Raw genomic sequence first — 13364 nt, 5'->3', positions numbered from 1 at the left:
CGTCACCCGTCAGAGGGCGCGTACGACTACTTGGCGAGCTCCTCGGCCGGCCGGGCAAGGCCCGCGTTCCACTTCTCTTCGATTCGCCCGTAACGCCACACCAGCAGCGCGACCACCCACGTCGCGATGAAGAGGCCGACGATCACGAAGCCCACGTAGTTGAGGTCGAGCCCACCGATCGCGGCCAGCGGGCCACGCGTGATGCCGAGCTGGTCGGTGAGGATCGAGACGAGTTCGATGGTCCCGATGATCAGCGCGACCGCCACGGACAGCCCGGTGATCGTCAGGTTGTAGTAGACCTTGCGCACCGGCTTCGCGAACGCCCACCCGTACGCGTAATTCATGAACGCCCCGTCGATCGTGTCGAGCAGGCTCATCCCGGCGGCGAACAGCACCGGCAACGTCAAAATCGCGTACCAGGGAAGGCTGAAGGCGGCGGCACCGCCTGCCAGCACCAGCAGCGAGATCTCGGTGGCGGTGTCGAACCCGAGTCCGAACAGCAGCCCGATCGGATACATCTGCCACGGCTTCGTGATCGCCTTCGTGGTGCGCGACAGAAGTCGATTAATCAGACCGCGTTTGTCCAGGTGGCGCTCCAGCTCGGCCTCGTCGAACGCGCCCTGCCGCATCCGCCGGAACACCTTCACGATGCCGAACAGCAGCACCAGGTTGACGATGCCGATCAGGTAGAGGAAGACGCCGGAGACGCTGACGCCGATCAGCCCGGTGACGCTCTGCAGGGTCGAGGACTCGCTTTCGACCTGCCCGGCGAGCGACCGCACCCCGAACCCGAGCAGCAGACACAGCCCGAACACGATGCTGGAGTGCCCGAGCGAGAACCAGAACCCCACCGACATCGGCCGCCGCTGCGACCCCATCAGCTTCCGCGTGGTGTTGTCGATCGCGGCGATGTGGTCGGCGTCGAACGCATGGCGCATTCCCAGCGTGTACGCCGTGACCCCGAGCCCCACTCCGTAAATCCCCGTGGCGCCGACCTGATAGTGGGCCGGCACGATGACGAACAACAGCAGTCCCCACCCGACAACGTGCAGCAACAGCACAAACGCGGTCATCCCACCAAGGGATGTCCACTCCCGCCGCCCCAGCGGTTGCGTCATCGGAGGCCACCTTCTCTCGTGTCTCACGCTATTGCCCTGAGTTTGCAACAGCGAGGCATGCGAGAGAAGTGAGCACTCTCACGATCTTGGGTTAAATATTGGTGCCGCCCCGCCCCGCCCCGCTCCCCGTCGACCCGTATTCGGCGCAGCACACCCACCCGGATGGGTCGCGCGGTCAGCCAGCCGCGCCGGGTCGGCAGCTCGGCTGCGCGGCCGAGGGCCGGTCGGGGGTTGGCCGGTCGAGTCTTGGCTACAGGCGGCTCCACTGCATTGACAGGCCGCCGACCGTGCGTTCTGTGCGGATCTCCATCGCGCTCCCGAGGATCGTGGCCCGGTCGACCACCAGGGGTGTGTCGTCCAGGCCGAAGGTGATGCGGTCGGAGATGAACGCGGGTGTCCCCTCCGGCTGGCGCAGCAGGTCGGCGAGCGTGGCGTCGAGCGCCCCGGGGCGGATCACCTCCGCTGCCCGGTGCACCACGACGCCGAGGTCGGCCAGCGTCGCGTAGAGCGAGTTGCCGCTCAGGTCGGCCGCGGCCACCGCCGACTCGCGAATCCAGGACAGCTGATGCACGGCGGGCCGGCCTGCGACGAACCGCAGCCTCTCCAGCCGCACGGCGTGCACCGGCCCGCCGAACACCGCGGCCACCTCGGACGGCGGCCACGCGGCCTGCTGGTCCAGGATCTGCGTGCTCACCGTCTGGCCTTGAGCGCGCAGATCCTCGGCGAAGCCGCGCAGCGAGTCCAGCCGGTACGCCGCCCGCGGCTCGGCCACGAACGTGCCCCGACCGGGCTGCTGCGACAACAGCCCGTCCTCCTCCAACTGGCGCAACGCCTGGCGCAAGGTCGCCAGCGTCACCCCGTACGAGGCACTGAGCTCCTTCTGCGGCGGCAGCGCCGAACCGGGTGGCAGCTCGCCGTCCCGAATCTTCGTACTCAGGTCACGTGCGATGACCCGATACTTCGGCGTACGCGGTGCGGTCAGCGGAAACCTCCAGGGCGTCAAGGGCGGCTCGCAACGCCGCGACCTCGTGCCGCAGGTCCTCCGGCGTGGCTCCCCAGTCCAGCACCCTACGCATAAGCGCGGAGGCGACCACCACGCCGTCACCGGCGCGTCCCGCTTCGGCCGCCTGCGCGGGCCCGGAGATTCCGAAGCCGAGCGTTACCGGCAGCGAGGTGAACGCCCGGACCCGTGCCACGAGGGGCGCGGCGGCCTCGGCCAAGGTCGCCCGCTCGCCGGTCGTGTCCATCCGGCTGATCGCGTAGATGAACCGGCTGCTGTGTGCGGCGATCTCGCGGAGCCGGTCGTCCGGCGTGGCCGGAGCGACCAGCAGGATGAGGTCGACCCCGGCGTCGGCGGCCGCGGCCCGGACCGCGGCCGCCTCGTCGATCGGAAGGTCCGGCACGATGAGACCGCTGATCCCGGCGTCGGCGAGCAACCGGCAGAACGCCGCCGGCCCGCGCCGGAAGACCAGGTTGGCGTAGGTGAACGCGATCAGCGGAACGCGCACCTGCTCCCGCACCCGAGCAAGGTCGTCCATAATCGACGCGACCGTGACACCGCGCGCGAGTGCCTGGTCGGACGCCCGCTGAATCGTGACCCCGTCGAGCATCGGATCGGAGAACGGCAGCCCGACCTCGATCGCGTCGGCTCCGCCCTCCTGCAGCGCGAGCAGATGATCGGTCCAGTTGTCGGTGACGCCGCCCGTCACGTACGGGATAAGCATTTTCCTCATGCCGCACCTCCGGCCAGCGTCGCCATGTCTTTGTCGCCGCGCCCGGACAGTGTGAGCACCACTGTTGATCCGCTCGGAAGATCCGGGGTGCCGGCCGCGCGGAGCACCCAGGCCACCGCGTGCGCGGACTCCAGCGCGCAGATGATCCCCTCGGAGCGGGCGAGCCGGCCGACGGCCGCGACCACCTCGTCGTCGGTGACCGTGCGGTAGTCCGCGCGGCCGATCGAGGCGAGATGCGCGTGCTCCGGGCCGACGCCGGGATAGTCGAGACCGGCCGCTATCGACTCGGCCTCGGCGATCTGGCCGTCGTCATCCTGCAGCACCAGCGAGCGGGTCCCGTGCACGACGCCGGGTGAACCGCGGTTGATCGCCGCGCCCCCGTACGCCTCCACGCCCACCAGCCGCGCACCCGTATCGGCGAATCCGGCGAACGTGCCGGCCGCGTTCGACCCGCCGCCCACACAGGCCACCACGACGTCGGGGACCGCGGGGCTCTGCCGTCGAGCCTCGTCGCCGATCACCCGCTGGAACTCCCGGACCATCCACGGATAGGGATGCGGGCCACCGACCGAACCGAGCAGGAAGTGCGAGCCCTCGACGTCGGCGACCCAGGCGCGCATCGCCTCGTTGGTGGCGTCCTTGAGCGTCCGGCTGCCGCTGGTGACCGGGACGACCTCGGCGCCCAGCGTGGTCATCCGGAAGACGTTGAGGCGTTGCCGCTCGATGTCCCGCTCGCCCATGTAGATCGTCGCGCGAAGCCCGAGCAGTGCGGCCGCCGTTGCCGTCGCGACGCCGTGCTGGCCGGCGCCGGTCTCGGCGATCAGTCGCGTGCGGCCCATGCGGCGGGCGAGCAGCGCCTGCCCCAGCACGTTGTTTATCTTGTGCGAGCCGGTGTGGGCCAGATCCTCGCGCTTGAGCAGCAGCGTGATCCCCAGTTGGACCGACAGGTTGCGAGCCGGCGTGAGCGGGGTGGGCCGGCCGGCGTACACGGTCAAAAGCTCGTCCAGCTCGCTGCGGAAGAGGGGATCGGACCAGGCGTCCCGAAAGCCCTCCTCGACCTCGGCGCAAGCCGGGACCAGCGACTCGGGAACGAACCGCCCGCCGAACTCGCCGAAGCGACCCCGGACGGGCTCGGTCATCGTCGTGACGCTTAGGCTCATCACGCCCTCCAAAGCTCTAGAACTCTTCGCCACAGTGTTGCATATCGCGGCGAAGAGTTCTAGAACTATTGGGGTGACGAACTTACTTGTTTCCCGCCGCCTGGTAGAGCGTCTCCGGCGTCACCGCGCCGGCGAAGACGCGCCCGTCGTCGGTCACCAGCACGCTGAAGAGCGAACCGGAGAGCAGATGCCCGCTGCCCCAGCTCCCGCTGACCTTCGGCAAGCTGTCGATGATGCCCTGGAGCTGCGCGGCGTCCTTGCCGGCACCGGTCTGCTTCGGCAGCTGCGCCTCGATCACCGACGTCCAGCCCTTGCCGGTCACCTTCGGCTCGCCGGCCATCGCCGTCTTGCGCTCGTCCGCGTTCTTCTCGATCTCGTCGTGCTTCTTCTCGACGTCCGCCGCCGAGGGCTCGTTCACCTTCGTGCCCGGCGGGGGGTTGAAGACGAACTGCTGCGCGTCCGGCGTGGTGAAGCTGATCTGCTGGAACGCGACCCGCACGGCCGGGCTGTTGGCGTCCTTGGCATAGACGTCGACCCGCAGCGGGATGTGCTCCTTGGCGTCGATCGCCACGCGCACCTGCCCGATCTTCGACGCCGTGTCCCGCGGGCTCAGCACCAGCTCGTAGGCGTCACGACCGGCCACCTTCGCCGCGCCGGTCGTGCTGACCACGGTCGTCGGGTCGATCGCGGCCAGCGCCTTGTCGGCCGCTTCCTGCGGGGTCTGCGGCACGCCGCTGGGCAGCGCTTCCGGCTGCTTACCGCTGCCGGCCGGGAGGGTCAGATGCGTCGCCTCTTTCTCCTTGCTGCTCCACAGCCAGACGTCCTGGCCGTTGCGGATCACGTCGGTCTCGCCGAGCGTGCCCACCAGCGCGAGCCGCACCTTGTCCTCACCCGCGTACCAGACGCGGGCCGTGTTGCTGCCCGCGACGAGGCGGGTCAGATCGGCGTCGCCCTGACCACCGGTGACCCCCGCGATCGCCGGCAAACCAAGATCCGCGGTCTGCACCACGGTTCCGGACAACCCGTCGACCTTCGCGTTCTGAATGTCGACCAGCAGCTGAGCGGCGCTGCGGTCGGGCAGCGACGGGTCCGCGCTCGCGACGATCGTGCCGGCCGCGGCGCCACCCCCGATGATGACGACCGCCGCGGCGGACGGGACGAGCCAGCGAAGAGCCGGCCTGGACCTGAACACGGACACGATGTCCACCTCCGTTTCTGGTCCCCAGCTTGCGGCACGGGCGCTGTGACCGGGCTGAGAGGGTCCCCTAGGGGAGGCCCCTTCCGTGACAAGGTAATGAGGTGCGGTTGCTGGTGGTGGAAGACGAGGCACGCCTGTCGGCGGCGCTTCAGCGTGGGCTGCAGGCCGAGGGGTTCGCCGTGGACGTGGCCGGCGACGGCCAGGACGGGCTCGAGATGGCGCGCCACGGTGGCTACGACGCGATGATCCTCGATGTGATGCTGCCCCGGCTCAGCGGCTATCGCGTGGTGCGGCAGCTGCGAGCCGAGCGCAACTGGGTCCCGGTGCTCATGCTGTCCGCCAAGGACGGCGAGTACGACCAGGCCGACGGCCTCGACTGCGGTGCCGACGACTATCTGACCAAGCCTTTCTCGTACGTCGTACTGCTGGCTCGCCTGCGTGCTCTGCTCCGCCGCGGCGCCCACGAGCGTCCCACCGTGCTCGCGTTCGGCGACCTCGAGCTCGACCCGGCCGAGCGGCGCGTCACGGTCAGCCGCGAGGAGGTGGTGTTGACGGCCCGCGAGTTCGCCCTGCTCGAATACCTGATGCGTCGTCCCGGCGAGGTGGTCAGCAAGATCGAGTTACTCGACCATGTCTGGGATGCCGCGGTCGAGACGGCGCCCAACGCGGTCGAGGTCTACGTCGGGTACCTCCGCCGCAAGATCGGGCGGGACCGGCTCGAAACCGTACGCGGCGCGGGTTACCGCCTGGCCGCGGTGACCCCGGCAGCGCCGTAATGCCCCGCCGGAGCCGTCTCGGTCTGCGCGCACGGCTGCTGCTCGTCTCCGTGCTGGCCCTGACCCTCGGGCTCGCCGCCGGCGGCGTACTGCTGGTCGCCACGCTGAACTACGCGCTGCTGAGAGCGGTCAACGCGGAGGCCTTGAACACCGCGCGCAGCATCGCCAACCTGATCGACCAGCGTTCGCTGAGCACTCCGATCCCGGTCGCCGCGTCCATGCAGGCGCAGGTCATCGACGGGCAGAACCGGGTCACGGCGATCTCCTCCGGCGCCGACCGGCTCGTTCCGATGCTCTACGCCGACGAACTGCGCGGCATGACCAGCGGCAGCTTCCGCGAGATCCCCGGCAGCCGGATCGGCATGGACGGCCCGGCCCGGGTGGCGATGGTGACGGCCGGACCCCCCACCCAGCCCGTACGCGTCCTGGTCGCCCGCTCCACCAGCGACATCAACCAAGGCGTGCACATTCTGCGGCTTACCTTGCTGACCGCGTTCCCGCTGCTGGTGGCGTTGCTCGGGGTGGTGCTGTGGCGCGTGCTCGGTGCCGCGATGCAACCGGTCGAGGCGCTGCGGGCGGGCGCCGAGGAGATCACCGGGGGCACCCGCGAGGGCCGCCTCCCGGTGCCCGAGTCCAGCGACGAGATACACCGCCTCGCCGTCACGCTGAACGGGATGCTGCACCGGCTGGAGTCCGCCCGGATGCGGCAACGCGCGTTCGTGGCCGACGCGGCTCATGAGCTGCGCAGCCCGCTGACCAACATGCGCACCGAGCTCGAGGTGGCCCAACGCATCCCCGACACGGACTGGCCGGCCCTTTCGCATGACCTGCTGACCGACGTCGACCGCCTGAGCCGTCTGGTTGACGACCTGTTGCTGCTGGCCCGCGCCGACGACGCCGCCCACTCGCGCGCGCTGGGCGCCCCGTTCCAGGAATTCGATCTCGGTGCCATGGTCGCCGACGTCGTCTCGCGCTATCCGGACATCGATTACGTACGCCCGTCCGAGCCGATCCTCGTCGCCGGCGAACCCGACGCGCTGGGCCGCGTGGTCGCGAACCTGCTGGACAACGCGGTGCGGCACGCCCGGTCGCGGGTCGTCGCCCGGGTCGGCGTGGAGCCCGGCCAACGCGTGATCACGGTGACCGACGACGGGCCCGGCATCCCGGAAAAGGACCGACATCGCGTTTTCGACCGTTTCACCCGCCTGGACGACGCCCGCGCGCGTGATGCCGGCGGCTCGGGCCTGGGGCTGGCGATCGTGCTCGAGTTGGTCCGGCGCCACGGCGGCACGGTGACGCTGGGCGATGCCGATCCGGGTCTACGGGTCGAGGTGCGCCTGCCGGCACCCGCCTCGCGGGGAGTGCTGCTGCCGGGTGCCGCCCCGTCCGCCGTCGGTTGAAGCGGCCGCCCGGTCATCTCGCGTCGCCGCAATTCATACGTCCGACTTATCCGTCATTTGGATGACTGCGGAACTAACCGCCCACAACCCGCGACCATAGGAGCGTGCCCGGCACCGGGCGATCCCCACGCGGAAGGTTCGACAAGGATGCTCCAGCTCAAGCGCACGGCCCTGGTGGCCGCGACCGTCGCCGGCCTCACCCTCGCCGTCGCCGCACCCGCCGCCGCCCACGTCACCGTCAACCCGAGCACCGCCGCCCCCGGCGGTTTCACGAAGGCAACCTTCCGCGTCCCGAACGAGTCGGACACGGCCAGCACCACCAAGCTCGAGCTCAACCTCCCGCCGATCGCCTTCGTGTCGCTCAAGCCGGTGGCCGGCTGGGCCGCGACCCCGGTGAAGACCAAGCTGGACAAGCCGCTCGAGGCGCACGGCTCCCAGATCACCGAGGCGATCACGAAGATCACCTGGACCGCGCAGCCGGGCTCCGAGATCAAACCGGGCACCTTCCAGGAGTTCGACGTGTCGCTCGGCCCGCTGCCCGAATCCGGCCAGCTGGTCTTCAAGGCTCTCCAGACCTACTCGGACGGCGCCGTCGTCCGCTGGATCGACGAGCCGACCACCGACGGCACCGAGCCGGAGCACCCCGCGCCGGTCCTGAAGCTCGCCGCGGCACCTGCCGCGGACGCGCCGGCCGCTGTGCAACCTGCCGCCGCCCCCGCCGCGGACGACTCCGGCAGCAGCTCGAACGGTCTGGGCATCGCCGGCCTGGCCGCCGGCATCCTCGCCCTGTTGATCGCCGCCGCGGCGTACGCCCGCGCCGGCCGTCGTCCCGCAGCGGTCACCGGAGCTTCGGCAGCCGAGGAGGCCGAGAAGGAGTCAGCCACGCGCTCCTGAAACGAGTTCACACAGCGCGGCCGGCGGCGGGATTTCCGCTCCCGGCCGCGTTTTCGTCAGACAGACTCTCGTTCCCGGCGTTCCGCGTTCCCGGCGTTCCTCGTTCCCGGCGTTCCGCGTTCCCGGCGTTCCGCGTTCCCGGCGTTCCGCGTTCCCGGCGTTCCTCGTTCCCGGCGTTCCTCGTTCCCGGCGTTCCGCGCTCTCGGCGTTCCTCGTTCCCGGCGCGCCGGTCGCGGCGCTCCGCGGATAGTGGTGGCGCGCCGGTCGTGGCGCTCCGGGGGTCGTGTCGCTTCGCGGGTGGTGGCGGTCCGCCGGCGGGGGCTGGGCTTCGGCGTACGGTGCTGGCATGGACGACATCACCGCCCTCATCCTCGAGGATCACCATCGGTTTCGGGTCGGGTTCGCGCGGCTGGACGACGCGCGCACGCCGGAAGAGCTCGCGGCGATCTGGGGCCCCCTCGCGCTGCACCTCGACATTCACGCGGACGCCGAGGAAGAGATCCTCTATCCGCACCTGCTGACCGACGCGGGTGGCGGCGAAGCCGAGGAAGAGACCGACGACGCCATTCGCGACCACAACAAGATCCGGGACGGCATCGAAGAGGCGAACCGGCACCCCGTCGGATCCGACGAATGGTGGCGCGGCGTGTGGACGGCGCGCACCGAGAACAGCGATCATCTGCGCGAGGAGGAAGACGAGGTCCTCCCGGATTTCCGCAAGCACGCCAGCCTCGAATTGCGCCGCGAACTCGGCACGCGCTGGCTGACCTTCTTCGGCGAGCACCCGCAAGGCCAGGGATTGTCGTTCGCCGACAAGGACCCGCGGAAATACATCGACGAGAACAGCTGACGCGCCGCGGGCCGGCTCAGCTGGACGCGTATCGTTTCTCCGCCCTGGCCCGCGCCTTGGCCGCCTCCACCTCGCGATTTCGCGGCGCCGCCGTCGTCACCAGCTCGCCCAGCAGGTCGGCGGTGGCCGCCGCGACCGCCGCCACGGCACGGTCGAACACCTCCTGATTCGCCTGCGACGGCCGCGTCGACCCGGCCACCTTCCGCACATACTGCAAAGCGGCCGCGTGGATCTCGTCATGAGTCGCGGGCGGTTCGAAATTGTGCAGCTGATGAATGTTGCGGCACATCCTTCTCGTCCTCTCCTCGATCAAAAGCTTTCCCCAACGTACGCCTGGGGTACGACAAATACGGGTCCGCCGCCGAGCCGCGAAAAGTGTCGTACCCCGATGGCATGCTGACGGTCAGACCCCATTCGACCGTCAGGAGATCCCGATGAGCGAGACCGTTCAGACGTGGCTGGTGTCCCGCGACACGAGACGCCTGCTCGACTTCATCAGCACCGTGTTCCGAGGTGAGCGGCTGGCTTGCATCGAAACCAAGGACGGCGGCGTGGGCCATGCCGAGATCCGGGTCGGCGAGTCCACGCTGCTGGCCTTCGACGCCCAGCCGGACTGGCCCGACACGTTCAGCATGCTGCGCGTCTTCGTCGACGACGTCGAGGCGACGTTCGTGCGCGCGGTCGAGGCCGGCGCGAAGGTCGTGACGCCGATGAGCGACAGCGCCTGGGGCGACCGCGGCGGCCGGGTGCGCGACCCGCTCGGCAACATCTGGTGGGTGGTCCAGCACGTGGAGGACGTCGAGCCCGACGTGATGGCCGCCCGGATGAGCGAGCCGCGCTACGAGGACATGATGCGGATGGCCCAGGAGACATTGGACAGCGAGCTGGGTCACGGCGGCCACAAGTGGTCGAGCCCACCGGTGATGAGCTGACCAGGAGCACAAAAGTCACTGGGTGGGACGCGTCCGGTTCGGGCCCGCGTGGGCCTCACGGATCGATGGGCGTCGAGGTGGGAGAGGAGGGGTGCCGCTCTTAGAATTGGCTCATGGTGCATTGGTACGAGTCCTCGATCGATCGGCAGCTTCGTGAGGCGGCCGAGCGTGGCGAGTTCGACAACCTCGCCGGCACCGGCAAACCGCTTCCCGATCAGGGCAGGGAGTACGAGGACGACTGGTGGGTGAAGGACTGGCTTCAGCGTGAGGGGGCCACGTCCGGGGTGATCCCGCCCAGCCTGGCGTTGCGGCGCGAGGTCGAGGACCTCGACGCGATCGTCGACCGGCTGCGCAGCGAGAGCGAGGTCCGTGATCGGGTTGCCGAGCTGAACGCCCGGATCCACCAGGCGCGCGTCGGCCTGATGGACGGGCCGCCGGTGCTGCTCCCGCCGATCGACGCCGACACCGTCCTGGCCGAATGGCGAGGGCGCCGCGCGAGCTGACCGGTGGGCATTGTTGTGGCGGGTGGCGAGGGCGCCGCGCGAGCTGACCGGTGGGCATCGTCGTGGCGGGTGGCGAGGGCGCCGCGCGGCCTGACGGGCCGGCACCCCGCCGCGACATCACTCGCGCCCGTCCGCGACCCACGCGGCGAGCGCGTCCCTGAGCTGGGCGCGCGACGTGATGCCGAGCTTCGGGAACAGCCGGTACAGGTGCGAGCCCACCGTCCGGTGCGACACGTAGAGGCGCTGGCCGATCTCGCGGTTCGACAGGCCCTCGGCCGCCATGGTCGCGATCTGCAGCTCCTGCGGTGAGAGTCGCTGCCACGCGCCACGCTCGGGCTGCTGGCTGCTCTCGCCGGTGGCGCGCAGTTCCTGGCGGGCGCGTTCGCTCCAGCCGGGGGCGTCGATGCGGTCGAAGAGGTCGCGGGCCGTACGCAAGGGGTCTCGTGACTCGGCGATCCGGCGTTGGCGGCGCAGCCACGTGCCGAAGGCCAGCTCGAGCCGGGCGCGCTGGAACGGCCAGTGCGGCGGGTGCTGGTCAAGGGCCTCGCGGTAGAGCTTCTCGTCGTCGGCGAGCACCGCACGGGCGTACCGGAGGGAGATCTGCAAGGCCGGCGACGAGGTGATGCCGGCCAGGGTGCTCAGGTCGGCCACCACCTGCCGGGCGTCGTCGGCGCGGCGGCAATGAACCGCCGCCTCGGCCAGATAGCCGACCAGCCAGCAGCGCAGCGCGCGGTGATAGGCCGGATGCGACGAGTCGAAGATCGGCCGCAATTCCCGGTACGCCTCGGCGTAGTCACCGGCAGCCAAGGCGGCCAGCCCGCGCGACTGATGCGCGGCCGACGGCACCACGCCCGACATCTCGTCCTCGCCGACGATCAGCGCGAGCTGCTCACCGGCCCGGACCGCGTCGCCCCGCAGCCCGGCCATCGCGGCATCGACGTGCCGGGCCGCCACGGTCCAGACCGGCTGGCCCGTCTCGACGCCAAGCCGCACCGCCTCGGCAGCCGTCGTCGCCGCGCGTGACCAGGCACCCATGTGCATGGCCGCGCTGGCCGCGAGCGTCAGCACCTGCACCAGAAGCGCGAGCCGGGCCTGCGCACGCAAGCCGTCCGCGGCGGGCCCGGCCAGCCGTACGCAGCGCTCGAAGTCGCCCACGATGTACGCGGCGATCACCCGCAGGGCCGGTTCGGCTTGGTCGCGATGATCGGTGAGCGCGGCGATGATCCGGCTGCCCTGCTCGATCGGTTCGGTCAGGGCCAGGACCACGAGGCGTTCGTCGGTCGGCAGGTCGTCGGCCCACGCGGCGATCAGGTGCCGGTCGGCCGGGCCGGGATCGGTCCACCAGCAGCGCCGTGCCGCGGCGATCAGCAGCCGGCGAGCCAGGCCGGGGTCGCCGTCCGCCCGCATGCGCCGCACCTGCTCGACCATCGTCCGGATGCCGGCCACGTCGCCGGGCCGCCCGTCGTCCAGAATGTCGCGCAACTGCAGGTGACGGGCCCGTTCCCGGGGTTCGGCCAGCAGCGGGCCGGCCTCCTCGACCAGGCCCCGGACCAGGCGGTGCCGGCCCAGCTCGAAGGCCAGATCGGCGGCGTCCAGCAGGCGGCCGGCACGGCGTCCGGACGGCGGCGTGAGCCGGGCCGCGCGGTCCATGATCTCGATCGCGCCGGCCAGGGCGCCCCGGCCGCGCTCCTGCTCGGCCCGCCGTTCCAGCGCGTCGGCGATCGCGTCGTCGGGGCCGGTCGCGGCGGCGGCCCGGTGCCAGAGCTGCCGCTCCGGCCGGTCGGTCACCACGTCGGCCCACGCCGCGTGGGCGCCACGACGGTCCGCCTCGCCCGCACGGTGATAGACGGCGGTCCGGACGAGGGGGTGCCGGAACCGGACCCGCCCGCCGGTCAGGCTGATCAGTCCGGCGGCCTCGGCAGGCTGGAACGACGCCTCGGTGGTCCGGGCCGCGGCCAGGATCTCGGACGACGTGCCGCAGCCGTCGTCCAGGGCCACCGCCAGCAGCAACGCGTTCGTCGCGTCGGGCAGCTCGGCCAGCCGGCCGGCGAACGCGGCCTCCAGCCGGTCGGTCAGCGGCAGCATCGCGGGCGCGACGGCGACGTCGTCGAGCCGCCGGGCGCGGGCCGCCACGGGCAGCTCGATCAGCGCCAGGGGGTTGCCGGCCGCCTCGGTCAGCAGCCGTTCCCGGGTGGTCGCGGTCAGTCCGCCGGCGTGCCGGTCGAGCAGCCGCCGGGCGGTGTCGTCGTCCAGTCCGGACACGGTGAGCTCGGGGACTTTCCAAGGGACCGGGTCGCCGGTGCGGGTGGCGGCCCACAGGGTGATCGGTTCCGCGGCGATCCGGCGGGCGACGAACGCGAGCACCTCGACGGTGGCCTGGTCCAGCCAGTGCACGTCGTCGGCCACCACCACGACGGGGGTGCGGGCGGCGGCGTCGGCCAGCAGCTCGAGGGTCGCCAGCGCGACGAAGAAGAACGTCTGCGGGCCGGCCGTCATCCCGAACGCGGCTAGCAGCGCCGCGCGGTGCGGTTCGGGCAGATCCCGTACGCACGGGAGCAGTGGACGCAGGAGCTGATGCAGACCGGCGAACGGCAGGTGCGCCTCGGAGGGCACGCCGGTCGCCGACAGCACCTGGGCGCCGCGGGAGCGGGCGTCGTCGGCCGCCGCGGCCAGCAGATGAGACTTGCCGATGCCGGGCTCACCCCGCAGGAGCAGCACCTTCGCCTCGGCGAGGGCCGTCATCTCCGGTGTTCTTCCGGGAACCATCGTCACCTTCCGTACATGTCGCGTTCGCTCCGCG

At 70.9% G+C, this 13364-nt stretch carries 13 protein-coding genes; 6 read left to right on the top strand and 7 right to left on the bottom strand.

What is annotated here, in order from left to right:
* Positions 1-26: 26 nt before the first annotated feature.
* The 5 genes from HH310_RS10260 to HH310_RS10240 all read right to left on the bottom strand — a co-directional run bounded on the left by HH310_RS10260 (position 27) and on the right by HH310_RS10240 (position 5209).
* Entirely contained in the window at positions 27-1118 is a 1092-nt protein-coding gene (locus HH310_RS10260; RefSeq protein ID WP_169175219.1) for a HoxN/HupN/NixA family nickel/cobalt transporter, read from the bottom strand.
* Positions 1119-1368: 250 nt separating this feature from the next.
* On the bottom strand, positions 1369-2121 hold the full coding sequence (locus tag HH310_RS10255) for a GntR family transcriptional regulator (RefSeq protein ID WP_248293867.1): 753 nt from the start codon (positions 2119-2121) through the stop codon (positions 1369-1371).
* Positions 2057-2851, bottom strand: coding sequence for a tryptophan synthase subunit alpha (gene trpA / locus HH310_RS10250; protein ID WP_169175218.1), 795 nt, complete (start codon positions 2849-2851; stop codon positions 2057-2059). The genes HH310_RS10255 and trpA overlap by 65 nt, the downstream gene beginning before the upstream one ends.
* Positions 2848-4011, bottom strand: coding sequence for a tryptophan synthase subunit beta (trpB, locus tag HH310_RS10245; protein WP_169175217.1), 1164 nt, complete (start codon positions 4009-4011; stop codon positions 2848-2850). The genes trpA and trpB overlap by 4 nt, the downstream gene beginning before the upstream one ends.
* Before the next feature lie 82 nt (positions 4012-4093).
* Positions 4094-5209 (bottom strand): sigma-E factor regulatory protein RseB domain-containing protein, encoded by a 1116-nt coding sequence (locus HH310_RS10240; protein WP_169175216.1) that lies wholly within the window; start codon positions 5207-5209, stop codon positions 4094-4096.
* Between the two features lie 101 nt (positions 5210-5310).
* On the opposite strand from HH310_RS10240, the gene HH310_RS10235 reads away from it, so the two are divergent.
* The 4 genes from HH310_RS10235 (at position 5311) to HH310_RS10220 (ending at position 9129) form a co-directional block, all read left to right on the top strand.
* On the top strand, positions 5311-5985 hold the full coding sequence (locus HH310_RS10235) for a response regulator transcription factor (protein ID WP_169175215.1): 675 nt from the start codon (positions 5311-5313) through the stop codon (positions 5983-5985).
* On the top strand, positions 5985-7385 hold the full coding sequence (locus HH310_RS10230; RefSeq protein ID WP_248293865.1) for a HAMP domain-containing sensor histidine kinase: 1401 nt from the start codon (positions 5985-5987) through the stop codon (positions 7383-7385). Before HH310_RS10235 ends, HH310_RS10230 begins: the two co-directional genes overlap by 1 nt.
* A gap of 147 nt (positions 7386-7532) precedes the next feature.
* On the top strand, positions 7533-8279 hold the full coding sequence (locus HH310_RS10225) for a YcnI family protein (RefSeq protein WP_169175214.1): 747 nt from the start codon (positions 7533-7535) through the stop codon (positions 8277-8279).
* 346 nt (positions 8280-8625) lie between these two features.
* On the top strand, positions 8626-9129 hold the full coding sequence (locus HH310_RS10220) for a hemerythrin domain-containing protein (RefSeq protein ID WP_169175213.1): 504 nt from the start codon (positions 8626-8628) through the stop codon (positions 9127-9129).
* 16 nt (positions 9130-9145) lie between these two features.
* Here HH310_RS10220 and HH310_RS10215 read toward each other — a convergent pair whose 3' ends face one another.
* On the bottom strand, positions 9146-9418 hold the full coding sequence (locus tag HH310_RS10215) for a DUF2277 domain-containing protein (protein WP_169175212.1): 273 nt from the start codon (positions 9416-9418) through the stop codon (positions 9146-9148).
* Between the two features lie 145 nt (positions 9419-9563).
* Here HH310_RS10215 and HH310_RS10210 point away from each other — a divergent pair, with 145 nt between their 5' ends.
* Positions 9564-10061, top strand: coding sequence for a VOC family protein (locus HH310_RS10210; protein WP_169175211.1), 498 nt, complete (start codon positions 9564-9566; stop codon positions 10059-10061).
* Positions 10062-10174: 113 nt separating this feature from the next.
* Entirely contained in the window at positions 10175-10564 is a 390-nt protein-coding gene (locus tag HH310_RS10205) for a DUF1992 domain-containing protein (protein ID WP_169175210.1), read from the top strand.
* A 117-nt stretch (positions 10565-10681) separates the two neighbouring features.
* Here HH310_RS10205 and HH310_RS10200 read toward each other — a convergent pair whose 3' ends face one another.
* Positions 10682-13330 carry an ATP-binding protein gene (locus HH310_RS10200; protein WP_396027503.1) on the bottom strand — a complete coding sequence of 883 codons (2649 nt, stop codon included), beginning with the start codon at positions 13328-13330 and terminating at the stop codon, positions 10682-10684.
* Positions 13331-13364 lie beyond the last annotated feature (34 nt).

This window comes from Actinoplanes sp. TBRC 11911 (assembly GCF_012933445.1).
Classification (GTDB): Bacteria; Actinomycetota; Actinomycetes; order Mycobacteriales; family Micromonosporaceae; genus Actinoplanes.
This window is presented reverse-complemented; position numbering and strand designations above follow the sequence as displayed.